Here is a 22,873-nt window from a genome sequence, read left to right as displayed (position 1 = left end):
TGGCAAAGAAATAAAGGTACTCGTGAGCGGCTTCACAAATTGCTATGAAAGAGGGGCGAGGGAAGGGGAATGTGATACTCCCCACAAATTTTCAATGCGTCGGACCATTCTTTAAATCAAGGTCGGGATTAACAACTTCGTTACCGAAAAATCAAGGTTTATTGGCCTCCCCTTCATTACTATCTCGCCATCAGGGACAGAAAGGTGAACGAAAATGGGTCAATTACACGGCGCAGATTTCTTTCATTCCAGTCATGATTCGGTAGCTATTGAACCGCGCTCGCCGCAAATAGCCTTCCCCGAGCATCATCATGATTTTTATGAAATCGTGGTGGTTTCCCAAGGAACGGGAATCCATGTGTTTAACGGTCAACCCCATACATTGAGCCGGGGATCGGTCTGTTTTATTCGCGACCGGGATCACCACCTCTATGAACAGACCGACCATCTCTGTTTGACCAATGTGCTGTATCGCGCGCCGGATCAATTTACCTTTCTTACCAATATTGCCCGCTTGCTGCCAGAAGAGCGCGACGGTCTCTATCCCTCTCACTGGCGGCTTAGTCAGGAGGCGTTGCTGCAGGCCGAATCGGTGGTGCGCCAGATGGAGGCCTGCGGCGAGAGCGGCAGTCTGACCCACTGCGCGACCCGCGAAGCGCTGTTTATGCAGCTTCTGTTATTGCTGCATCGTCACTGTCTGTGCGCCGAAGCAACCACGCACGGCAACCAGCTCGATCTGGTCATGGCCTGGCTCGATCACCACTTTGCTGAAGAGGTGAATTGGGAGCCGCTGGCCGAGCAGTTCTCGCTGTCGCTGCGCACCTTGCACCGTCAACTCAAGCAAAAAACCGGCCTGACTCCGCAGCGTTACCTCAATCGGCTGCGTTTGCTCAAAGCGCGCCAATTACTCCGTTATAGCGAGGGGAGTGTCACTGATATCGCGTTCCAGTGTGGATTTGGTGACAGCAACCACTTCTCCACCTTGTTCAAAAAGGAGTTCACCTATTCCCCAAGGGATATTCGGCTAGGCCGAGATGGGGTATTGCAATAGGGGATATTTCCAGGAACGCGAGAATAATCAAACTTTTGCCTTTAATAATCTGACAGCATCGCGCCTTTGAACCTATCTCGGAGTGCGCCGTGAGTCAGCGCCTGTTATTGCGAAAGGAGGATTTTTTTAGCTCGGCAACCCAAGCGGTGGCCGTGGCAGACCGTTATCCGCAGCATATTTTCGCCGAGCACAGCCATGAATTTTGCGAGCTGGTGATGGTCTGGCGCGGTAATGGGTTACAGGTACTTAATGGTCGCCCCTATCGAATTACTTGTGGCGATCTGTTTTATATTCGTGCCGATGATGTACACAGCTATGAATCGGTGCAGGAGTTGTTGCTGCACAACGTTATCTATTGTCCGGAGCGGCTCTGTTTTGCTGCCGATTGGCACTCCCTGCTCAACCCCCCTATCAGTGGCGATCGGCGCTGGCGCTTAAGCGAGCATGGTCTGAATAGCGCCCGCTCGCTGATCCGCCAGCTGGATGAAGAGAGCCATGACGATGACCCACTCTCTGCCAGTTTGTGCGAGAGCCTGTTTTTGCAATTGGCGATCACCTTGCACCGCCATCGCTATCAACCCCTCGCCTCTGCACTGCCGACGGATGGCGCGCTGCTCGACAAGCTGATGGTGACCCTTGCCCAGAGCCTGGAAAACCCGTTTGATGTTCAGCAGTTCTGCGCCAGCGAGCGGGTGAGCGAGCGCTCCTTGCGCCAGCTGTTTCGTCAGCATACCGGTATGACCATCCATCACTACTTGCGTCAGCTGCGTCTGTGTCAGGCCCGTTATCTGCTCTGCCACAGCGAACTGCTGGTCAGCGATATCGCCATTCGCTGCGGTTTCGAAGACAGCAACTACTTCTCGGTGGTCTTTACCCGTGAGATGGGCATGACGCCGCGCGAATGGCGCCAGCGCCATGGCGAGCAAAAAGGCGTTGGACAGACTGTGTCTGTGTCAGCACGCTAGGCCGGCTTGGTAGGAATGGGTGGCACATCGGGGCTGGCTTGTGCCGCTATTACTCGCAATGATCTCCTTATGTCGCAGAGGGTTACCCGATAGATGTGGGTCGGGTGAATAAATTTGCTGCAATAAACTTGATTTCGATAGTGTTTAGATATATCTTTTTTGCATTCAAAGAGAGAAAGGAGCAATGTGATGCGTAAAGACCACGAAGGTCATCATCACGGTCGACCCGAAGGCGGGCGACATGAAGGTCGTCGTTCTGGTGAAGAGCGACACGAAGGCCGCGAGGGCGGTCGTCACAAAGGTGAAGGCCATCCGGGCAAGGGTGGCATGCGCAGCGGTCACGGCCGTGGTCGCGGTCGTCTGTTTGGTCACGGCGATTTGCGCCTGGTGGTGTTGCACCTGCTGCAAAACGGCCCCCAGCACGGTTATGAACTGATCAAGGGTATCGAAGCGCTGGCTGGCGGTGATTATAGCCCGAGCTCAGGCGTCATCTACCCAACCCTGGCCCAGCTTGAAGGCAGCGGCATGATCACCGCCTCCGATGCAGAAAACGGCCGCCGTCGTTATGCGCTGAGCGAAGAGGGACAAACCTTTATCGCGGCGCAGGGCGAAGTGATGGACGAGATCATGGACCGCCTGGCCCAGGCCTCCCGTATCGCCAAGGCGCGCAATAACCCGCATGTCGAGCGGGCCATGAACAACCTGAAGATGGCGCTGCAACTGCGTTTTCGTGATGGCGAGCCGGCCGAAGAGATCCTGCAGGCCATGGCCGAAGCGATCGACAAGGCGGCGCTGGAAATCGGACGAATCAAATAGGAGAGTCCATGAGAGGACATCAATATCGCATTACTATCGAGGCGCTGGCCGATGATGCTCCGCCAGCCCGCACGTTTACAGCCACCTGCCACGATGAGCTGCTCGGGCTGCTGGAGCGGGTCGGCACTCGCGCACCGCTGACCGCCGATGAGTCAGCGGCCATGCTGACCGGGTTGAAGCTGCTTGGCGAAGTCGCCATGAACCATCGCCGCGAAGCGCCATTTAGTGAGCTGCACCCGCATTTGGGCGCGTTTATCATGGCTCTCAAGGGCAAAGCAAGGGCTTCCCGTGACAGCGACGCGCAGCCGGAATAACGCCGTGTCTGTCAGTTGCCAATAAAGCGATAGCCAATCCCAGGCTCGGTGACGATCAGGTGCGGCGCCTGGGGATTGTCACCCAGCTTGCGGCGCAGGCTGGCCACCACGATCCGCAAATAGTGGGTATCTTCTTTGTGGCTCGGGCCCCAGATGTCATTGAGCAGCTGGCTTTGCAGCACCAGCTTGCCCGGATGGCTGACCAGCGCCTGCAACAGCGCAAACTCTTTGCGCGACAAGCCCACCTCGTCGCCCTTGAGCGTCACCGTATGATTGGTGGCATCAATACTTAGTCCACAGCCGTCAAAATGGCGGCTGTCGCTTTGTATCAATCCTACCCGCTGACGTAGCAGCACCCGGATCCGGGCCATCATCTCCTGAATGCCAAACGGCTTGCTCATGTAATCATTGGCCCCGGCATCGAGCAGGCGAACCTTCTCCTGTTCACCATCGCGGGCCGATAGCACCAGTACCGGCAGCTGATGGTGCTCGCGAATCGCCTGCAGCACCGCCATCCCATCCCCATCGGGCAGACCCAAATCGAGAATCACCAGATCAGGATGTGTGTGGCGATAGGCAGTGAGCCCTTCGTTCACCGAGACCGCTTCACTGACCTGATGGCCCTCTGCGCTCAGACTGATGCGCAAAAAGCGGCGAATTGCCTGCTCGTCATCGATGACAAGGATATGAGCCATTATCTCTCCGGTGAGTTGAGGGCCAGCGGCAGGGAGATGCGCATACAGGTGCCGATCCGGTTTGGTCCGGGGAAGGCCCAGATCCGGCCGCCATGGGCTTCCACCATGGCACGCGAAATGGCAAGCCCGAGGCCCGTGCCGCGACTGCCACTATCTCCTACCGGCTGGGTGTAGAAGAGGTTGAAGATTTTATCCCGATCCGACTCTGCAATCCCGATGCCGATATCGATGATATCAATGATGAGGTCTGGGCCGGCCAGAATCACGTTGAGATCGATCGGCGTACCGGCTGGCGAGTAGCGTGAGGCGTTATCGAGAATATTGACCAGCACCTGTTCAATCAGGGCGCCATGGATGTAGAGCATTGGTACATGCTGATCGATGTTCACCTGCAGTTTGTGCTGACGCCAAGCTGCTTCCAGTCGGTGGCGAGCGCCATCGACCACCTCAGCGATGGCTATCCAGTCGCGCTTGAGCTGAAAATCGGGCGAGCCGATACGGGTCATGTCGAGCAGATTCTGCACATAGCCGTGCAGCCGTGATGCTTCGTCCTGAATCGACTGCAGTAGCTCGGTTTGCTCACTCTCGGCAATCCGATCCCGGTAGGCCATCAGCGTGCTGCCGGCCCCCATGATGGTGGCGAGCGGGGTTTTCAGATCGTGGGAAACCGACGAGAGCAAGGCGGCGCGCATCCGGTCAGTCTCTGCCTGCAGCTGGCTGTCAGCCAATCGCTCGTCGAGATCGACTCGCGCCAGCGCGGCGCGCATGTCAGCCAGCAGCGCTTGCAGTTGATGCTCGGCACCGGCAGAGAGGGGTTTACCGAGCACGATTCCCAGCACCAGCTGATCGCTTAGCGGGTGGTATTGGGCGTCGGCGGCATTGAGGGTGGCGGTGTGTGCCCCGGCGCTCTGCTTTTGCGCCAGGCACCAGTCGATGGCGGCCCGGTCGGTCTGTCCGGGCGCCGCATGCCCCTGGCCGCTGTGCTCCTGATAATCCTCATCGAGCACCCGGATCTGGCAATCGAGTGCGCGTGCAATGGCGCCGCTGCCAAGCCTCAATACCTCTTCGCGGTTGCTGGCCGTGGTCAGTGCCTGGCTGAGCGCGAGCAAGGCATTGCCCAGTTGCTGGCTTTCACGCAGGCTTACCAGCTGCTGGCGCTGGCGTGAGGCAAGACGTCCAGCGGCAATCCCGACCAGCAGCAGAACCAGCAGCGTCAGCAGATCGCTATGGTGATAGACGGTCAGCGAATAGAGTGGCTCGACAAACAGCAGGTTGTGGGCGACAAAGCCAAGCAGCGCGGCCAGCGTTGCAGGAAACTGGCTGCTGCACAGGGCCGTGGTCATCACCCCCAGCACAAACAGCAGCGGCATCGAACTTGCCGGCAGCCAATCGGAGAGCAGCCAAGCCGCTCCCGCCGTGATCCCCATGATGCAGAGCGACAGCAGGTATTCGTGCGCCTTGCCCTCGCCCAGTGACGGGCGTTTCAGACGCACTGTGTGCTGATCCAGATCGACCAGCGTCACCTCAAGACCGTGCGCCGCGCGAATCAAATGCTGAACCAGCGAGGGACGCCAGGGAATCGTGTGCGGTTTGCCGAGTAAAAGCTGCGAAACCTGTTGCTGCTCGGCGGTCTCCAGTAGCGTGTCGGCCACCGTCGGGCTCGACAGGGTTAACACCCGCGCCCCCAGCTGCGCAGCCAGTGCCAGCGCGTGTTCGGTGTCGGTCGAGCGCTCGCCCTTGGTGTCCACATGCACCACCAGCCAGGGCAGCTGCCGGCGCTGGGCAAAGCGGTGGCCGTGGCGCACCAGCGCCGCGCCCTGTTCATCACCCAGGCAGACCATCAGTTTGCCACGTAGCGGCAGGGTGGTTTTGCCAGCCGCCTGCCATTGCAGTTGCAGGTCACCTTCGACGTGGCTGGCGGCGGTTTGCATCGCCAGTTCGCGCAGTGCCGTGAGATTGTTTAATGAAAAGAACGATTGCAAGGCAGCGCGCGCCTGCTGCGGCACATACACCTTGCCCTCACGCAGCCGATCCAGCAGCTCCTTGGGGGGTAAGTCAATGAGCACCAGACTGTCGGCATCAAGCAGGATCTGATCCGGCAGGGTCTCGCGCACCCGCACGCCGGTCAGCTGCCACACCAGATCGTTGAGGCTTTCCAGATGCTGCACATTAAGCGTGGTATACACATCGATGCCGGCGGCCAGCAGCTCCTCTACATCTTGCCAGCGCTTTTCATGGCGGCAGCCCGGCGCGTTGGAGTGGGCCAGCTCATCGACCACCGCCAGCGCCGGTTTGCGCGCCAGCAACGCATCGAGATCCATCTCTTCCAGACGTTGATGACGGTGGTAAACCGCTTGGCGCGGCAACATCGGTAACTTATCGAGCAGGGCCAGCGTTTCACGCCGGCCATGGGTTTCCACCACGCCGATCAGCAGGTCGATACCTTCCCGGGCCTGCTCTTGGGCAGCTTTGAGCATGGCGTAGGTCTTGCCTACGCCGGGGGCGGCGCCCAAAAACACCTTGAGCTTGCCACGTTGCTCATTGTCCAGACTCGCCAGCAGGGCGTCGGCCCGCACATCATCACGCATGGTGATCCTTATCAAGGAGCAGGTTGAGCTCCAGCACGTTCACTACGGTCGGACCAAGAATACCAGCTTCCTGCCGCGACCGGACCAGTTTGGTCAGCGCCGCCGGGTCAATCTGACGCGCCTGAGCCACCCGCTCGACCTGTTCAAGCACCGCTTCCAGCGGCAGGTGCGGATCCAGCCCCGATGCCGAGCGGGTCAGTAACGTGGCATCGTGATAACCGGCCTCTACTTGCTGCTTGGCAAAGGTGCGGCGCGCCTCGGCACTCATACCCAGATTACTGGCGCTGCCCCCGAGCGAGGCAAAATCGCTGGCAGAGGGGCGCGAGGTAAAATAGCGGGCATCATGAAAGGGTTGCGCCAGCAGCGCGCTGCCAATCAAACGGTGCTGCTGGTCATACAGCTGGCTGCCGTTGGCCTGCCAGGGAAACAGCCACTGGGCCAGCACTGTGACCAGCAGCGGATAACCTGCGCCGAGCAGTAAGGTCAGGGTCAGCAGGGTACGAATTGCAATCATAAAAACTCCTTAAACCAGACCAAAGCCGGTGATCACCAGATCGATCACCTTGATGCCGATAAAGGGGACCACCAGTCCACCCAGCCCGTAGATAAGCAGGTTACGCCGCAGCAGCTCGGCGGCGCTCCCTGTGAGGCTGACACCACTGAGCGCCAGCGGCACCAAGGCCACGATGATCAACGCGTTAAAGATGATGGCTGACAAGATGGCGCTGGCGGGCGAGTGCAGTTGCATCAGATTCAGCACGCCAAGGCCCGGGTAAGCGGCAACAAACAGCGCCGGCAAAATGGCAAAGTACTTGGCCAGATCGTTGGCAATCGAGAAGGTGGTCAGGGCGCCACGGGTGACCAGCAGCTGTTTGCCAACGTGCACCACATCCAGCAGCTTGGTCGGGTTAGAATCAAGGTCCACCAGATTGCCAGCCTCTTTAGCGGCCTGTGTTCCCTCGTTCATAGCAAGCCCCACATCGGCCTGAGCCAGCGCCGGGGCATCGTTGGCGCCATCCCCGCACATGGCAACCAGTCGTCCGCCGGCTTGCTCTTGCCGGATATAGGCCAGTTTTTTCTCCGGCGTGGCTTCGGCAATAAAGTCATCCACCCCGGCCTCGGCGGCAATGGCAGCAGCAGTGAGCGGGTTATCCCCGGTGATCATCACGGTGCGGATGCCTAAGTGACGCAACATCTGGAAGCGGGCCTTGATACCGGGTTTGATGATGTCTTTCAGATGCACGGCGCCAAGCAGTTGATCGCGGCTGCAGACCAGCAGCGGCGTGCCCCCTTGGCGAGCAATACGCTCAACAGCAAGCGTGAGGGGCTCGGGCATCTGGGCGCGGGTGAGGTGTAAAAAGGCCAGCACCGCATCCACCGCGCCTTTACGATATTGCAGCTCGCCGCGATCCAGACCGCTTAGGCGGGTTTCGGCGCTAAACGCAATAATGCGATCGCCGGGCAGGGCCGTAGGCACCGGTTGCTGTTTACTGCCAAGAGCCAGGATGGATTTGCCTTCCGGCGTGTTGTCACCGGCCGAGGCCAGCATAGCGGCTTGGCAGAGCAGGGATTGCTCGATACCGGGGGCGGCAATTAGCTCGTCCGCCATGCGGTTACCGAAGGTGATGGTGCCGGTTTTATCGAGCAGCAGGGTACGCACGTCACCCGCGGCCTCCACCGCACGGCCGGATTTGGCGATCACATTGAGTTTGACCAACCGATCCATGCCGGCAATGCCGATGGCCGAGAGCAGACCACCGATGGTGGTCGGGATCAGCGTGATAAACAGCGCAATCAGGTAGAGACGCGGCACCGTGCTCTGGTTGTAGCCTAGAAACAGAGGCAGGGTTGCCACCACCAGCAGGAAGATCAGGGTCAGCCCGACCAATAGGGCGGTCAGCGCCTGCTCATTGGGGGTCTTCTGCCGCTTGGCCCCTTCAACCAGTGCAATCATCCGATCCAGCGTGCTCTCGCCCGGATTAGCGGTCACCCGCACCCAGATATAATCCGAGACGACCTGGGTGTTGCCGGTCACCCCGCTCTTATCGGTGCCTGATTCGCGGATCACCGGCGCTGACTCCCCGGTGATGGCGGCTTCGTTGACGGACGCGATGCCCTTCACCACCTCGCCATCGGCCGGGATCATCTCGCCAGCTTTCACCAGCACCAGATCGCCTTTGCGCAGCAAGGTTGCGGCCACCCACTCGCCGTGCTGATCATCGAGCGCCGCCACTTTGCGGGCCTGCAGCTCGCTCATGCCTGCCTTGAGGCTGTCGGCGCGCGCCTTGCCGCGCCCTTCGGCCAGGGTTTCGGCAAAGTTGGCAAACCACAGGGTCAGCCAGAGCCAGCCGGTCAGTTGCCAGGCCAGCGTGGCCGGTACGCCCGATACGGGTTGTCCGAGCAGAGATTCCACGGTGGCCATCAGGGCGCTCAGCCACAGGGTCAGCAGGATCGGACTGTTCCACAATGAAGCGGGATGAAAGCGTCGCACGGCTTCAATGGCGGCAATCAGCAGCAAAGAGTGCTTGCGCTTGGCCGGCGCGTGTTGGGTCAAGGTACTCATGATCAGAATGCTCCAGAGATCAGTTGTTCGGCAATCGGGCCCAGCGCAACCACCGGCAGGAAGGAGAGTCCGCCCATCAGCAAGATGGTGATAACCAGCAGGGTGACAAACAGCGGGCCGCGCACCGGAAAATCGCTGTCACTGGCCTCCTGGCGTGGACCACGAGCCAGGCGACCGGCGATAACCAGCACCGGCAGGATGTAGCCAAAGCGGCCGAGCAGCATGGCCACGCCAATGGCGATGCACTGCCAGTTATCGCCCGCCGCGAAGCCAGCGAAGGCCGAACCATTGTTGCCAGCGCCGGAGGCGTAGGCGTAGATGAGCCGGGTCAGACCGTGGGGGCCGCTGTGACCGATGATAGTGGCCGCGTCCGGCAGCAGCAGGGTGATCCCGCCCAGCACCAGCACCCCTACCGGCATCACCAGCATGGTGGCAACCACCCACTTCATCTCGGTGATCCCGAGTCGCTTGCCAAGGTAGGTCGGCGTGCGGCCGACCATCAAACCGCACAGGAACACGGTGAGCAGCACAAACAGCAACATGCCGTAGATACCTGCGCCCACGCCGCCAAAGATCACCTCACCGAGCAGCATGTTGGCCAAGGCGATCAGACCACCAAGCGGCGTCAGGCTGTCATGCATGGCATTGACCGAGCCATTGGAGGCTGCCGTGGTGGCCACGGCCCAGATGCTCGAGAGCACCGGGCCAAAGCGGCTCTCTTTGCCTTCCCAGTTTCCGAGTTGATCGGTCAGGGCACTGAGATTGGGATCGGCGGCCAGCTCCTGATAGACGGTCACACCCAGTCCCATCACCAGCAGCAGCGTCATGGTGATCGCCAGCGCCCGGCTGTGGGCATGGTCTTTGACATAGTGGCCGAGGGTGAAAATCATGCCGGCGGCAAGGGAGAGCAACGTCACCATCTCCAGCCAGTTACTCAGAGCGGTGGGGTTTTCAAATGGATGGGCCGAGTTGATCCCGAAAAAACCGCCGCCGTTTGAGCCCAGTTGCTTGATGGCAATCTGGGAGGCGGCCGGCCCGAGTGGCAGCACCTGCTGCTGACCTTGCAGACCGGTAAAGGGCAGGTAGTGGCTAAAGGATTGGGGAACGCCCTGCCAGACCAGCAGCATGGCCATCACCAACGACATGGGCAGCAGCACATAGAGGCAAAAGCGCACCAGATCGACCCAGAAGTTACCGAGCGAAGTGGTTTGCTGGCGGGCGATACCGCGAAACAGCACCACGGCGACGGCGGCGCCGGTCGCTGCCGACACAAAGTTCTGGGTCGTCAGGCCAATCATCTGACTGAAGTAGGAGAGTGACGACTCGCCGGAATAGGCTTGCCAGTTGGTGTTGGTTACAAAGCTGACGGCCGTGTTGAACGCCAGTTGCCAGCTCAAACCGGGCAGATGCTGCGGATTAAGCGGCAACATGCCTTGCGCCATCAGGATGACAAACAGTAGGACAAACCCGGCCAGATGAAAGGCCATCAGGCTGGTGGCATAGCTCTTCCAGTCCTGTTCGCGGCCATCACTGCCACAGGCCGACAGGGTGAGTCTCTCCAGTGGTGCCAGAGTGCGGCAGTGGCCTTCAAAGACAGCGTAGAAATAGCGCCCCAGCAGCGGTGCCGGCAACAGCACCAGCAGCAAAAAAACAGCGCAATAGAGAATGGGTTGCAGCATGGGAGCCTCACTCATGGGCGTGTGCCAAGGCACGGACGAGGTAAACCAGCAGGGCAATCACCAGTAATAGATAAAGCCAACTCATAACGACTCCGGGGTAGGAATGATGAGCGAAATGCTAGGCGGCAAGGGCGTAAAGTCGCCATAAAGGCGCAATGCGGGGGCGTAAAAACGGCGTAAAAATGTGGCCGCAGAGGCTGGTGGTCGACGCTAAGAATAACAAAAGGGCTGCAATTGAAGCCCTTTACCCGGGGTGTCACTCAGCGCAATCGCGCTGGCTTGGGTTAAAGCTCTATCTGTACCCCGAGCTCAACCACCCGGTTACTTGGGATATGGAAGAAGTCGGTGGCCTTCAAGGCGTTCTTGTTCATCCACATAAACAACCCCTCACGCCAGCGCGGCATGCTCGGCTCATCGGTGCTGATGAGCACCTCGCGGGAGAGGAAGAACGAGGTCATCGACAGGCTGATGGGAAGCCCCTGTAGCGAGCAGGCCCGGCATATATCGACCATGCTGGGGGACTCTTTAAAGCCATAAAATGCGGTGACTTGCCAAAAACCATCGCCCATATCGAGCAGATAGACCCGATCCACCGGCTCAACACGCGGCTCCTCCAGCGTCATGATGGTGAGAAACACCACCCGGTCGTGCAACACCTTGTTGTGTTTGAGGTTATGCAGCATGGCGTAGGGGACACCGTTGGTCACGCGAGAGAGAAACATGGCCGTGCCGGGGACGCGGATCGGCGGGTGACGCTTCATGCTGGTGATGAAGTGGTTGAGGGCCATCACATGGTCATCCAGCCGGTTTTGCACCACTTCACGCCCTCGCTTCCAGGTGGTCATCACCACAATCGAGAGCAGGGCAAACAGTAGCGGCAGCCAGCCGCCCGAGAATACTTTCGAGATGTTGGAGGCAAAGAAACTGAGATCGATGACCAGCAGCGGCAAGCCCACCAGCGCCACCCAAAACCAGGAAAATCCCCAACGGTGATGGGCCACTACCGCCAGCAGCAGGGTGGTCAGCAGCATGGTGGCGGTGACGGCAATGCCGTATGCGGCGGCCAGGCGACTGGAGTCCTGGAAAATCACCACCACCAGTATCACGCAGGCCAGCAGCAGCCAGTTGGCCAGTGGCAGATAGATCTGACCAATCTCCTCTTCCGAGGTGTGCCGGATCTCCTGGCGCGGCAGAAAGCCGAGCAAAATGGCCTGGCGAATCACCGAATAGGTGCCGGAAATCACGGCCTGTGAGGCGATCACCGTCGCCAGCGTTGCCAGCGCAATCAGCGGCAGGATCATCCAGGAGGGGGCAAGCATATAGAAAGGGTTAGTGATGGCAGAGGGATCACGCAGCAGCAGCGCCCCTTGGCCGAAATAGTTGAGCAGCAGTGCCGGCAGCACGATCATCAGCCAGGCATTTTGAATCGGTTTGCGCCCAAAATGGCCCATATCGGCGTAGAGCGCCTCGGCCCCGGTGACGCACAAGATGACCGCACCCAGGGTGATAAATGCCAGTTTGGGGCTGCTGGCAATCAGGTGAAAGGCGTATTGCGGGTTGATGGCGCTAAGCACGGCCGGGGTGCGGAGCACCTCAAGCAGGCCGAGGATGGCGAGCGTGGCAAACCAGAGCAGCATCACCGGACTGAACCACTTGCCAATACCGGCGGTGCCGTAATGCTGGATGCCAAACAGCATCACCAGCACGATCAGGGCGCCCGGAAAGATATAGGGGGAAAACTGTGGCCCGACAAATTGCAGACCTTCGACTGCGGAGAGCACCGACACCGCCGGGGTAATCACCGCATCGCCGAGAAACAGCCCAACGCCCGCCAGACCCAAAACCGTGACGATGCTCTTGCCTTTAGGGCTGAGCTTTTTGGTGGCCAGTGTGGTGAGGGTGAGGATGCCGCCTTCGCCTTTATCATCGGCTCGCAGCACCAGCAAAACATACTTGATCGAGACCACCATAATCATGGTCCAGAAAAACATGGAGATGACGGCCAGTACGTTTGCGTCGGTAGGGATTAACCCGGTGTGATGGGAGAAACTCTCTTTGAGAGAATAGAGTGGACTGGTCCCGATATCACCATACACGACACCCAGCGCGGCCAGAGTTTTGCTGGTGTGATGGGTGGATTCAGATTTTACAGACATAAATGAATCTGACTGTGGAATGGCCTATTAGTATCGTAGATAGCCTTTATGTTGGCAATCGCATTAATTTAATGGCGATAGAGTCAGTCAGAACAGTGCTGCTTGATGCGGTATATATGGATGAGTATTCCTCGCGTTTTCTTGTCACGTGAAGTGTGCGTGCCATTAATTAAAAAGCGGTCATTTATATCACTGTCTCTCGGCCGCCTTGATTAATAGTGGTTAATTATTTCTGACATGTTTAAGCAAGATGCGTTGTATCACGACAGCGTGAGCTAGGCCGGCATGTTGTAAGGATGTGAATCATGCTGCGACTGGTTGTTAACTAAATGATTTAACTACTTGTTTGATTAGCGCGTGATTCGTTTCATCGTCGTTATCCCGCATTTATTTATCATAAATTCTTTGAAGTGAATCACGAAAATAACGACGCACAGGCGGCAGAAAATGACGGGCTATTTGCTGTTTTTTGCTGGCGACAGGAAAGTTAAAAAGGCTCACCGTATTCGCAATTTCTTCATGAATTCAGTTCATTAAATTAATCATTGCGAATAAGGGAGTTATTAAATGGCAACGTTGCAGGATTGGCAAAAGCTGGCCAACAAGGAATTAATCCGGCTCGACAAGACAGTGGAATCACTGGAGCGGCAAACCGCCGAAGGGATTGCCATCAAGCCACTCTATACCCGTGCCGACACGGACGGGCTGGAGGTCACTGACACGCTGCCAGGTCTGGCTCCCTACGTTCGTGGGGCGCGTGCCACCATGTATACCGCTCAGCCCTGGACCATTCGGCAATATGCCGGCTTCTCGACGGCCAAAGAGTCCAACGCCTTTTATCGGCGCAATCTGGCGGCCGGACAAAAGGGGTTGTCGGTGGCGTTTGATCTGGCTACCCACCGCGGTTATGACTCGGACAATCCGCGCGTGGCGGGGGATGTCGGTAAAGCCGGTGTCGCCATCGATACCGTTGAAGATATGAAGGTGCTGTTTGATCAGATCCCGCTCGATAAAATGTCTGTGTCGATGACCATGAATGGCGCTGTATTGCCGGTGATGGCGTTTTATATTGTCGCTGCCGAAGAGCAAGGGGTTGCACCGGAATTACTGACCGGGACCATTCAGAACGATATATTAAAAGAGTACCTGTGCCGTAACACCTATATTTATCCGCCAAAACCCTCGATGCGGATTATTTCCGATATTATTGCCTGGTGTTCCAGCAATATGCCACGTTTTAATACCATCAGTATCAGTGGCTATCACATGGGGGAAGCAGGCGCCAACTGTGTGCAGCAAGTGGCGTTTACCCTGGCCGACGGGATTGAATACATCAAGGCTGCAATAGCGGCTGGGCTGAAAATTGATGATTTTGCGCCGCGCCTGTCGTTCTTCTTTGGCATCGGCATGGATCTGTTTATGAACGTGGCCATGCTGCGCGCTGCCCGTTATCTGTGGAGTGAAGCGGTCAGCAGCTTTGGCGCGACCAATCCGAAATCGCTGGCCCTGCGCACCCACTGCCAGACCTCAGGCTGGAGTCTGACCGAGCAGGATCCCTACAACAACATCATCCGCACGACCATCGAAGCACTGGGCGCCACCTTGGGCGGCACCCAGTCACTGCACACCAACGCCTATGACGAAGCGCTGGGACTGCCGACCGATTTCTCGGCCCGGATTGCCCGTAACACCCAGATCATCATCCAGGAAGAGTCCGAGATCTGCCGCACCGTCGATCCGCTGGCGGGCTCTTATTACGTGGAGTCGCTGACCGATCAAATCGTCAAGCAGGCGCGCGCTATCATCCGGCAGATTGATGAAGTGGGCGGGATGGCCAAGGCCATCGAAGCTGGTTTGCCGAAGCGGATGATCGAAGAGGCATCGGCCCGCGAGCAGTCGCTGATCGACCAGGGCAAGCGGGTCATCGTTGGCGTTAACAAATACAAGTTGGCCAAAGAAGACGAAACCCCGGTGCTGGAGATCGATAACGTCAAGGTGCGCAGCGAACAGATCGCCTCGCTCGAACGTATTCGTGCCAGCCGCGACAATGCGGCCGTCAAGGCGGCGCTCAAAGCACTCACCCATGCCGCCATGCACAATGAAAACCTGTTGGCTGCGGCCGTCAATGCGGCCCGTCTGCGCGCTACGTTGGGTGAAATTTCCGATGCGCTGGAAGCGGCGTTTGACCGTTATCTGGTGCCGAGTCAGTGCGTTACCGGCGTGATTGCACAGAGCTATCGTCAATCCGAGAAAGCCGCTGGCGAGTTTGAAGCGATTCTCGCAAAGACCAAGCAGTTTCTTGCCGACAACGGCCGCCGTCCACGCATCCTGATTGCCAAGATGGGGCAGGATGGTCACGACCGCGGTGCCAAGGTGATTGCCAGTGCTTACTCCGATCTGGGCTTTGACGTCGATCTCAGCCCCATGTTCTCCACCCCGGAAGAGATCTGCCGTCTGGCGGTCGAGAACGATGTGCATGTGGTGGGGGCCTCTTCGCTGGCTGCGGGCCACAAGACCCTGATCCCCGAGCTGGTGAGCGCGCTCAAAGCCGCCGGTCGTGACGATATTTGCGTGGTGGCCGGTGGCGTCATTCCGCCGCAAGATTATGCCTTCTTGCATGAGCACGGCGTGGCGGCCATCTATGGCCCCGGTACTCCCATGCTCGAGAGCGTGCGCGATGTCCTGACCCGGATCAGTGATCATCATGCTTAACGACAGCAACCTGGATGACTACATCCGTCGGCTGCGCTCGGGCGAGCGGGTTGCGCTCGCCCAGGCCATGACGCTGGTGGAAAGTGTGCATCCCAACCATCAGGCCCTGAGCACCCGCCTGCTCGACAGCATCATGCCCTATACCGGCAATGCGCTGCGACTCGGGGTGACCGGAACGCCGGGGGCAGGGAAGAGCACTTTTCTGGAAGCATTCGGGATGTTGCTGATCCATCAGGGGTTAAAGGTGGCCGTGATTGCGGTGGACCCGAGCAGCCCGGTCAGCGGCGGCAGCATCCTGGGGGACAAGACCCGGATGACCGAACTTTCGCGCGCCGAGTCAGCCTTTATCCGCCCGGTGCCCTCCAGTGGTCATCTGGGCGGAGCCAGCCAACGCGCCCGCGAGCTGATGCTGCTCTGTGAAGCTGCCGGCTATGACGTGGTGCTGGTGGAGACCGTCGGTGTCGGACAGTCCGAAACCGAGGTGGCCCGCATGGTCGATTGCTTTATCTCGCTGCAGATCGCCGGTGGCGGTGATGAGCTGCAGGGGATCAAGAAGGGGATCATGGAGATGGCTGACCTCATCATCATCAACAAGGACGATGGCGATAACCGCCAGAATGTGGCCATCACCCGTCATATGTATGAAAGCGCCCTGCACATCTTGCGGCGTAAATATGACGAGTGGCAGCCACAAGTGCTCACCTGCAGCGCGCTGGAAAAGCGTGGCATGGCGCAGATCTGGCAGGCCATCAATGACTTTCGCAACGCCCTGAGCGCGACCGGCCGGTTGCGTGAGGTTCGCCAGCAGCAGGCTATCGAGTGGCTGCAGCGGCAGACCGAAGAGGAGGCGTTGCACCAGCTCTTCGCCCGTCCGGATTTTGACCACTACTTCCATCAGACGCTGCAGGAGGTCAGGGATAACCAACTCTCTCCCCGCACCGGCCTGCGGCAACTCAGCGAATTTTTACAACATCATTATTTTATATAAGGGATTATTTATGGCTTATCAGTACGTTAATGTGGTGCTCATTCGCAGGGTCGCCATCATCGAGTTCAACTACTCGCGCAAACTCAACGCTCTGAGCAAGGTCTTTATCGATGACTTGCTCCAGGCGCTTACCGACCTTAATACCGATGAAATTCGCTGCGTCATCTTGCGTGCCCCGAGCGGCGCCAAGGTCTTCTCGGCCGGTCACGATATTCACGAGCTGCCAAGCGGCCGACGCGATCCGCTCTCTTATGACGATCCGCTGCGCCAAATCACCCGGATGATCCAGAAGTATCCCAAGCCGGTGATTTCCATGGTGGAGGGGAGCGTTTGGGGCGGCGCGTTCGAGATGATCATGAGCTCGGATCTGATCATCGCCGCCAGCACGTCAACCTTCTCGATGACCCCGGTCAACCTGGGGGTGCCCTATAACCTGGTCGGCATTCACAACCTCACCCGCGACGCCGGTTTTCACATCGTCAAGGAGCTGATCTTCACCGCCTCGCCGATCACCGCCCAACGCGCGTTGGCGGTCGGGATCCTCAACCACGTGGTCGAGGCCTCGGAGCTGGAAGATTTCACCTTGCAGATGGCGCACCACATCTCGGAAAAAGCGCCGCTGGCGATTGCCGTGATCAAGGAAGAGCTGCGGGTGCTGGGCGAAGCCCACACCATGAACTCCGACGAGTTTGAACGTATCCAGGGGATGCGCCGCGCCGTCTATGACAGCCAAGACTATCAGGAAGGCATGAGCGCCTTTATGGAAAAGCGCAAACCCAATTTCCTGGGCCGTTAATTCCGTCGTGATGCAAGGAGGTCATGATGAAAGATCCCTGGACCCGGCTCAGTGCGGATGACGCCGCCGAGCTGATTGGACATAACGACATGGTGGCGTTCAGTGGTTTTACGCCGGCCGGTTCGCCCAAGGCGCTGCCGGCGGCGATCGCCAAACGCGCCAAAATGCTGCATCAGGACAATCTCCCCTTCCAGATCCGCCTGCTGACCGGCGCATCGATCAGCGCTGCCGCTGACGATGCGCTGTCAGAGGCCGATGCGGTGGCCTGGCGCGCCCCGTATCAGACAGCGTCGGGATTGCGGGAGAAGATCAATCAGGGGCAGGTGAACTTTGTCGATCTGCACTTGAGCGAAGTGGCGCAGATGGTCAACTACGGCTTCTTCGGCGAGATTGATGTGGCGGTGATTGAAGCCTCAGCCATCGCCGCCGACGGACGGGTGTGGCTCTCAAGCGGTATCGGTAACGCACCGACCTGGCTGATGCGTGCCAAGAAGGTGATTATCGAGCTCAACCACTACCACAATCCGCGGGTGGCCGAGCTGGCCGATATCATGCTGCCGGGGGCGCCACCACGGCGCAACAGTGTGCCCATCTTCCACGCCATGGATCGCGTTGGCAGCCAGTTTGTGCAGGTCGATCCGCACAAGATTGTGGCGGTGGTGGATACCGAGCTGCCCGATGCCGGTAATGCGCTCGACAAGGAGAGCCCCATCTGTCAGCAGATTGCCGACAACGTGGTGACCTTCTTGCTCAACGAGATGGCCCATGGCCGCATTCCACGGGAATTTCTGCCCCTGCAAAGCGGGGTGGGCAACATCAATAATGCCGTGATGGCGCGCCTTGGTGAAAACCCGGATATTCCCGCCTTTATGATGTACTCGGAGGTGCTGCAGGAGTCGGTGGTGCATCTGCTGGAGACCGGCAAGGTTTCCGGGGCCAGCGCCTCAAGCCTGACCGTGTCGGCCGATTCGCTCAAAAAGATCTATGACAACATGGATTACTTTGCGAGCCGCATCGTGTTAAGGCCGCAGGAGATCTCGAACAACCCGGAAATTATCCGCCGCCTTGGGGTGATCGCCCTCAACGTCGGGCTGGAGTTTGATATCTACGGTCATGCCAACTCGACACACGTCACCGGGGTGAACCTGATGAACGGGATCGGCGGCAGCGGGGATTTTGAGCGCAATGCCTACCTCTCGATCTTTATGGCTCCCTCGATTGCCAAGGGTGGCAAGGTCTCGACCATCGTCCCCATGTGCAGCCATGTGGATCACAGCGAGCACAGCGTGAAGGTGATCATCACCGAGCAGGGCATTGCCGATCTGCGCGGGTTGTCACCGCTGCAGCGGGCGCACTGCATTATTGAAAACTGCGCGCACCCGCTCTATCGGGAGTATCTGCATCACTATCTGGAGAGTGCGCCCGGTGGGCACATTCACCATGATTTGAGCCATGCGTTCGACCTGCACCTTAACTTGCTGCAAACCGGTTCGATGCTGGGGTGATCACTCGACCAAACTGCCGCGATCTTCGGCAATATGCTGGAGCATCGCGGCAGTATATCGGTGGTGTTTGAGCGAATAGAGAAACTCCTGCATATACATCGGCGTGTGCGGTGCATCGAAATATTTGAGCTTGGCCGGATTGACCAAGCGCCAGGCAAAATGGGGGATCACGGTTAAAAACTGGCCGCGCTCGACGGCGCTGATTTTGGCCATAAAGCTGTAGGGGCGATAGATAATGGTGGGGTTAATGCCGCACGGACGCATATAGGCATCCAGCACCGATTCAAAGTTGGCGCGATTTTGAAACCGCATCTGCAACCAGGGGAGCTCTTGCAACAGCTCTTGCGGCTGACGCTCTTCATAGCGGCGCGAGACCAGAAAACCGAGGCGCAGCGGCGGTAACTCGGTGATGGCGAGGTATTCCAGCCCCTGCACTCTGGCCGACACCTGCTGCGGCGAGATGATAAAGTCGAGCTGATGATCAAACAGATTGTCGATGACGCCGTTTTCACTAAACTCCACCGCCTGCGCGGTCACCCCGTCATATTTGTCACCCAGACTGATGAGCTGATCAAAGATAATGGTCGGGTAGGTGTTGTCGATGCCGATCACGATATTGCGCGACCCCAGCGACGAGTTGTGGATCTCGTTATCTATCACCGATAACCGCTGATAGATGGGAAACAGCTTCTGATACAGCTCCTGCCCCGCCTTGTTGAGACTGATGCTGTTATCCTTGCGGGTAAACAGCTCATAACCAATCTGCTCTTCCAGTGCCGCAATGCTCTTGCCAAACGGGGAGGCGGTCATATGGATTTTCTCCGCCGCCCGGGCAATGTTGTTGGTTTGCGCCAACAAGATGAAATTGCGCATTTTTTTTGAGACAAAGATATCCATGACGACCTCACGATTGACGTCATGAATATCTCTAATTGGGTATGCAAATACCCAGAGATGAGTCACGTTTCTGTGGTGGTATGTGAGGGCGCCTAAAAAAACGTTTGAGATTCAGTTAACTTGCGGCGAAGCGAACTGCAGTGCAGCAGCAGTGACTGCACTGGGTTCATCTTGTTCCTGCTGGAGACGTTAAGGGATGCACTGACGCTAGCCATTCAAACATCACCAGCATTGCAGGTAGAAATGAAGGTAGAAACGCGGGTAGAAATACCCGCAGAGCGGCAGGTGAAGACAGCGAAGAAAATCTTGGCACTGCTGGCGACAGAACCGACGTTAACGCTCAAAGAGGTCGCGGCGCGGATAGGTAAATCGACCAGTACGGTGGAGCGAGCAGTCGCGGTGTTGGTCAAGGCCGGACAGCTCCGTTTTGTCGGCCCGCGTAAAAGCGGACGTTGGGAAGTGCTGGGATCTGGTATTTAACCACCAAGAGCTGCCGAATATGGCGCTGGGCGGCTACACGCCGACACAGCGTCTAGTACAGGCCGCATGACCTCTACTTTTGAGCGCTCCTAACAATGGGGGGATTACCGTACCCCAGGCCAAAAACGACCAAGGGGTTAGCACCGTGACGATGCTAACCCCTTGTTGTATATGGCGCTCCCGACTGGAGTCGAACCAGTGGCCTGTCCCTTAGGAGGGGACCGCTCTATCCTACTGAGCTACGGGAGCGGAGTGCGGTCGGCATTATACAAGATGCAGCCCGCATTTAAAGCCTTGATTCCTATTCCAATATGGCAAGGTCGCCAATCTGGATGTTCAGTGGCTCATAACGATTCTGGGTGCGCAGGATGGCGCCATCTTCCAGCACCTGTACCACCTCGAACAGGCCGCTGGCCGGATTGCGCATGCTGCGGGTATCGCCAAAGGCGTCGACAAAGTCGGCGCGATGTTGGATACGGAACTGATCACCGAGTTTGACGCCATTGCGCCGACCCAGGTTGATATGGGGGCCTCGTTCGTTCTGGGCGATGACCCGGGCGGTGACCTGGGCGCAGGCCAGTTCGCCGGCCAGATCCTGCACGGCGCGATCGAGCTGATGGTCGACCTCCTGACCGTAACCGGACTCCCAGAACAGGCTATTGGTGGTGCCGACCCGGTCGCGCTTACCAAACGACCACAGTGCGCCGCCTTGATATTCGTGGCGGCTGACCAGTGCGCCGTTGACGCCATCAAACAGATAGAGCTGCATAGTAAAGTGGCGCAGCGGGTCTTGCAGCCAGCTGGTGAGCTGGTTTCCCTGTGGCTCTAACGACACGTCATCAATGCTGCCAAGCACCACATACTGGCTGCCGGTGCGTTGACTGAGCGCCTTGATCTCTTCCATGTCGTTGCGATCGCCCTGCTGCATATAGAGCGGGTCGATCCGCAGGTTTTCGTCAATCCAGCGCCGCGCCACAAACTGCTGGTCGTGGCTGGCAATTTTCTCAAACAGGCGGCGTGACACCGAGGGCGGCAGGTCATCAAGGCCGCCATAGCTGGTTTGCTCGGGGTTACGCAGGCGCAGGCGTACCAGCGTCAGATCCTTGGCGTAGCGCTGGGAGGGGCAGAGCTGGCGTTCGGCACGAATGTCGGCGCGCAGGGTGATATAGAGGCGGTTATTGCGCACCTCTTCACGCAGTAACTGATATTGATGGATCTCACCGCCCGAGCGGATCTGGAAACGATCCTGGGTGACGCTGCCATTTTCCAGTTGTTGCAGGCTGGAGACCGAGGCGCCGCTGTCGAGTAGCGCCTGGCGCAGGGCATCGCGGGTGGCCTGCTCACGGGCATAGGCGTCGTCGCCATTGATGATGGCGGCGCTGCCTTTGGCTTGATACCAGGCCGCCTGGCTCGGCAGGGCAAGCAAGAGGATCAGAAGCAGAGAACATTTCATCGCAAAACCCTTTGTCAGACACACCATACTGGATCCATGCCGGTGGCAGAATCCTGACGTTATCCCGCAGGCTGCAAAAGTTGTGCCTGTCAGTGTGATGTAAAGGACTCAAGAAATTCGGGGCGATTCCGATAACGAGGCATGCGCCTCTACAGGATGGATTTCATGAAACGTGTGATGCTTGCGGCCCTGATCGCGCTGGGCCTCATCAGCTGTACCTCTGACCACATCGATCGCGATGTGGGTGACCCGCGTCAGGCCGTCCAGGGGATGGAGCTGAACTGGCTGGTGGCCCGTATGGCCGATCAGCTGATGGAGAAACGCTCGCCCTCCACCTTGAGCGAGCCGATCGCGGTGGCCTCCTTTGTCGATCTCGACACGTTGCAGGACACCAACTGGATGGGGCAGCAGATCCAGGAGAGCTTTATCTACGAGCTGAACCGCCGTGGTGAGGTGGTGGTCGACTTCAAGCTGACTGGCGCCATCAAGGTGACCCTGCAGGGGGATTTCGTGATGAGCCGCAACTACCGCGATCTGGAGTCGCGCCTGCCGATTGCCCGCATTCTGGTCGGCACTTTTAGCCGCAACAAGAAGGGGGTGTTGGTGAATGCCCGCATCATCGACATGCGTACCAAGATGGTCGAGACCTCGGCGCAATCGCTGGTGCCGCAGCAATACCTGACCGGTGCAAACAACTCGTTTGGCCGCGCCTCGATCAACCGTGGCTATATCTACCGCAGCGCCATCGTCGGCCCGAGTGGTCGCCTGGTCACGACGCAGTAAGGAGAGGATGATGAAACTGTTGTGGAGCGTGCTGCTGACACTGCTGCTGGCCGGTTGCAACGGCAATCGCATCATCGATTACACCAATCAGAAGCCGGATGATTTTCCGGTGATCCGGGCGGTGGGTTATGCGGTGATCAGCATCCAGCCGGGGCCGACCCGTGACGAGAAGATGCTGCAGGCGATTCGCGCATCCAAGATGGATGCCTATCGCGAGCTGGCTGAATCGCTCAACGGTCAGCAGGTGGTGGCGCACTCCCGCTATCAGGATTTGCGTCAGGTCTCCAACGCGCTGGATGTGTCGGTGGAGGGGATTGTGCGCGGAGCCCGGGTGGTGCGCAGCTACCCGAACGGCAATACCTACGCCACCGAGATGGAGCTCGATACCCGCGATCTCTACAACATCAATCAGCTGGCGTATGGCCACTGAGT

19 protein-coding genes and 1 tRNA gene are annotated in these 22,873 nt (G+C 58.3%); 11 read left to right on the top strand and 9 right to left on the bottom strand.

The window, feature by feature from the left end:
* Nucleotides 1-214 precede the first annotated feature (214 nt).
* From rhaS to BW958_RS10695, 4 genes are all read left to right on the top strand, one after another.
* Nucleotides 215-1,051, top strand: coding sequence for an HTH-type transcriptional activator RhaS (gene rhaS, locus BW958_RS10710; RefSeq protein ID WP_076575724.1), 837 nt, complete (start codon nt 215-217; stop codon nt 1,049-1,051).
* A gap of 89 nt (nt 1,052-1,140) precedes the next feature.
* Nucleotides 1,141-2,016 (top strand): HTH-type transcriptional activator RhaR, encoded by an 876-nt coding sequence (rhaR, locus tag BW958_RS10705; protein WP_076575723.1) that lies wholly within the window; start codon nt 1,141-1,143, stop codon nt 2,014-2,016.
* Nucleotides 2,017-2,205: 189 nt separating this feature from the next.
* Nucleotides 2,206-2,832 (top strand): PadR family transcriptional regulator, encoded by a 627-nt coding sequence (locus BW958_RS10700; protein ID WP_076575722.1) that lies wholly within the window; start codon nt 2,206-2,208, stop codon nt 2,830-2,832.
* Nucleotides 2,833-2,840: 8 nt separating this feature from the next.
* On the top strand, nt 2,841-3,146 hold the full coding sequence (locus tag BW958_RS10695; RefSeq protein WP_076575721.1) for a DUF3861 domain-containing protein: 306 nt from the start codon (nt 2,841-2,843) through the stop codon (nt 3,144-3,146).
* Nucleotides 3,147-3,157: 11 nt separating this feature from the next.
* On the opposite strand, the gene BW958_RS10690 is transcribed toward BW958_RS10695, so the two are convergent.
* The 6 genes from BW958_RS10690 to BW958_RS10665 form a co-directional block, all read right to left on the bottom strand.
* Nucleotides 3,158-3,841, bottom strand: coding sequence for a response regulator (locus BW958_RS10690; RefSeq protein ID WP_076575720.1), 684 nt, complete (start codon nt 3,839-3,841; stop codon nt 3,158-3,160).
* Nucleotides 3,841-6,429 carry a sensor histidine kinase gene (locus tag BW958_RS10685; RefSeq protein WP_076575719.1) on the bottom strand — a complete coding sequence of 863 codons (2,589 nt, stop codon included), beginning with the start codon at nt 6,427-6,429 and terminating at the stop codon, nt 3,841-3,843. The genes BW958_RS10690 and BW958_RS10685 overlap by 1 nt, the downstream gene beginning before the upstream one ends.
* The gene (locus BW958_RS10680; protein WP_076575718.1) at nt 6,422-6,943 is read right to left on the bottom strand and encodes a potassium-transporting ATPase subunit C; all 522 of its coding nucleotides are present in this window, start codon (nt 6,941-6,943) and stop codon (nt 6,422-6,424) included. Before BW958_RS10680 ends, BW958_RS10685 begins: the two co-directional genes overlap by 8 nt.
* Before the next feature lie 9 nt (nt 6,944-6,952).
* Nucleotides 6,953-8,992 (bottom strand): potassium-transporting ATPase subunit KdpB, encoded by a 2,040-nt coding sequence (gene kdpB, locus BW958_RS10675; protein WP_076575717.1) that lies wholly within the window; start codon nt 8,990-8,992, stop codon nt 6,953-6,955.
* Nucleotides 8,993-8,994: 2 nt separating this feature from the next.
* Nucleotides 8,995-10,671, bottom strand: coding sequence for a potassium-transporting ATPase subunit KdpA (kdpA, locus tag BW958_RS10670; protein ID WP_076575716.1), 1,677 nt, complete (start codon nt 10,669-10,671; stop codon nt 8,995-8,997).
* 284 nt (nt 10,672-10,955) lie between these two features.
* Nucleotides 10,956-12,827, bottom strand: coding sequence for a potassium transporter Kup (locus BW958_RS10665; RefSeq protein ID WP_076575715.1), 1,872 nt, complete (start codon nt 12,825-12,827; stop codon nt 10,956-10,958).
* 567 nt (nt 12,828-13,394) lie between these two features.
* Between BW958_RS10665 and scpA the strand changes: the two genes are divergently transcribed.
* From scpA to BW958_RS10645, 4 genes are read left to right on the top strand one after another with little or no spacing between them, the layout of a single operon-like run.
* On the top strand, nt 13,395-15,539 hold the full coding sequence (gene scpA, locus BW958_RS10660; RefSeq protein ID WP_076575714.1) for a methylmalonyl-CoA mutase: 2,145 nt from the start codon (nt 13,395-13,397) through the stop codon (nt 15,537-15,539).
* Nucleotides 15,532-16,527, top strand: coding sequence for a methylmalonyl Co-A mutase-associated GTPase MeaB (gene meaB, locus BW958_RS10655; protein ID WP_076575713.1), 996 nt, complete (start codon nt 15,532-15,534; stop codon nt 16,525-16,527). The genes scpA and meaB overlap by 8 nt, the downstream gene beginning before the upstream one ends.
* Nucleotides 16,528-16,537: 10 nt before the next feature.
* Nucleotides 16,538-17,323, top strand: coding sequence for a methylmalonyl-CoA decarboxylase (scpB, locus tag BW958_RS10650; RefSeq protein ID WP_076575712.1), 786 nt, complete (start codon nt 16,538-16,540; stop codon nt 17,321-17,323).
* Nucleotides 17,324-17,349: 26 nt separating this feature from the next.
* Nucleotides 17,350-18,828 (top strand): succinyl-CoA:acetate CoA-transferase ScpC, encoded by a 1,479-nt coding sequence (locus BW958_RS10645; RefSeq protein ID WP_076575711.1) that lies wholly within the window; start codon nt 17,350-17,352, stop codon nt 18,826-18,828.
* On the opposite strand, the gene BW958_RS10640 is transcribed toward BW958_RS10645, so the two are convergent.
* Nucleotides 18,829-19,725 carry a LysR family transcriptional regulator SrsR gene (locus BW958_RS10640; RefSeq protein WP_076575710.1) on the bottom strand — a complete coding sequence of 299 codons (897 nt, stop codon included), beginning with the start codon at nt 19,723-19,725 and terminating at the stop codon, nt 18,829-18,831. It abuts the gene before it with no gap.
* 243 nt (nt 19,726-19,968) lie between these two features.
* Here BW958_RS10640 and BW958_RS10635 point away from each other — a divergent pair, with 243 nt between their 5' ends.
* On the top strand, nt 19,969-20,205 hold the full coding sequence (locus BW958_RS10635; protein ID WP_256701975.1) for a winged helix-turn-helix transcriptional regulator: 237 nt from the start codon (nt 19,969-19,971) through the stop codon (nt 20,203-20,205).
* Between the two features lie 172 nt (nt 20,206-20,377).
* Here the strand turns inward: BW958_RS10635 and BW958_RS10630 are convergent.
* A tRNA-Arg gene (locus BW958_RS10630) sits at nt 20,378-20,454 on the bottom strand.
* Between the two features lie 52 nt (nt 20,455-20,506).
* Nucleotides 20,507-21,658 carry a flagella assembly protein FlgT gene (locus BW958_RS10625; protein ID WP_076575769.1) on the bottom strand — a complete coding sequence of 384 codons (1,152 nt, stop codon included), beginning with the start codon at nt 21,656-21,658 and terminating at the stop codon, nt 20,507-20,509.
* A gap of 165 nt (nt 21,659-21,823) precedes the next feature.
* Between BW958_RS10625 and BW958_RS10620 the strand changes: the two genes are divergently transcribed.
* Nucleotides 21,824-22,441, top strand: a complete 618-nt coding sequence (locus BW958_RS10620) for a FlgO family outer membrane protein (protein ID WP_076575708.1) — start codon at nt 21,824-21,826, stop codon at nt 22,439-22,441.
* Between the two features lie 10 nt (nt 22,442-22,451).
* Entirely contained in the window at nt 22,452-22,871 is a 420-nt protein-coding gene (locus tag BW958_RS10615) for an LPP20 family lipoprotein (protein ID WP_076575707.1), read from the top strand.
* The last annotated feature ends 2 nt before the right edge of the window (nt 22,872-22,873 follow it).

It is taken from the genome of Aeromonas sp. RU39B (assembly GCF_900156095.1).
Classification (GTDB): domain Bacteria; phylum Pseudomonadota; class Gammaproteobacteria; order Enterobacterales; family Aeromonadaceae; genus Aeromonas.
The sequence above is the reverse complement of the archived record's forward strand: the minus strand, read 5'-3'. Positions and strand labels throughout refer to the sequence as shown.

Coding starts and splice junctions, on each gene's coding strand:
- BW958_RS10665 (WP_076575715.1), bottom strand. CDS start 12,827: ATGTCTGTAAAATCTGAATCCACCCATCACACCAGCAAAACTCTGGCC.
- BW958_RS10615 (WP_076575707.1), top strand. CDS start 22,452: ATGAAACTGTTGTGGAGCGTGCTGCTGACACTGCTGCTGGCCGGTTGC.
- kdpB (WP_076575717.1), bottom strand. CDS start 8,992: ATGAGTACCTTGACCCAACACGCGCCGGCCAAGCGCAAGCACTCTTTG.
- BW958_RS10645 (WP_076575711.1), top strand. CDS start 17,350: ATGAAAGATCCCTGGACCCGGCTCAGTGCGGATGACGCCGCCGAGCTG.
- BW958_RS10685 (WP_076575719.1), bottom strand. CDS start 6,429: ATGCGTGATGATGTGCGGGCCGACGCCCTGCTGGCGAGTCTGGACAAT.
- BW958_RS10620 (WP_076575708.1), top strand. CDS start 21,824: ATGAAACGTGTGATGCTTGCGGCCCTGATCGCGCTGGGCCTCATCAGC.
- BW958_RS10690 (WP_076575720.1), bottom strand. CDS start 3,841: ATGGCTCATATCCTTGTCATCGATGACGAGCAGGCAATTCGCCGCTTT.
- meaB (WP_076575713.1), top strand. CDS start 15,532: ATGCTTAACGACAGCAACCTGGATGACTACATCCGTCGGCTGCGCTCG.
- BW958_RS10640 (WP_076575710.1), bottom strand. CDS start 19,725: ATGGATATCTTTGTCTCAAAAAAAATGCGCAATTTCATCTTGTTGGCG.
- BW958_RS10635 (WP_256701975.1), top strand. CDS start 19,969: ATGAAGGTAGAAACGCGGGTAGAAATACCCGCAGAGCGGCAGGTGAAG.
- BW958_RS10680 (WP_076575718.1), bottom strand. CDS start 6,943: ATGATTGCAATTCGTACCCTGCTGACCCTGACCTTACTGCTCGGCGCA.
- scpA (WP_076575714.1), top strand. CDS start 13,395: ATGGCAACGTTGCAGGATTGGCAAAAGCTGGCCAACAAGGAATTAATC.
- scpB (WP_076575712.1), top strand. CDS start 16,538: ATGGCTTATCAGTACGTTAATGTGGTGCTCATTCGCAGGGTCGCCATC.
- kdpA (WP_076575716.1), bottom strand. CDS start 10,671: ATGCTGCAACCCATTCTCTATTGCGCTGTTTTTTTGCTGCTGGTGCTG.
- BW958_RS10625 (WP_076575769.1), bottom strand. CDS start 21,658: ATGAAATGTTCTCTGCTTCTGATCCTCTTGCTTGCCCTGCCGAGCCAG.
- rhaS (WP_076575724.1), top strand. CDS start 215: ATGGGTCAATTACACGGCGCAGATTTCTTTCATTCCAGTCATGATTCG.
- BW958_RS10700 (WP_076575722.1), top strand. CDS start 2,206: ATGCGTAAAGACCACGAAGGTCATCATCACGGTCGACCCGAAGGCGGG.
- BW958_RS10695 (WP_076575721.1), top strand. CDS start 2,841: ATGAGAGGACATCAATATCGCATTACTATCGAGGCGCTGGCCGATGAT.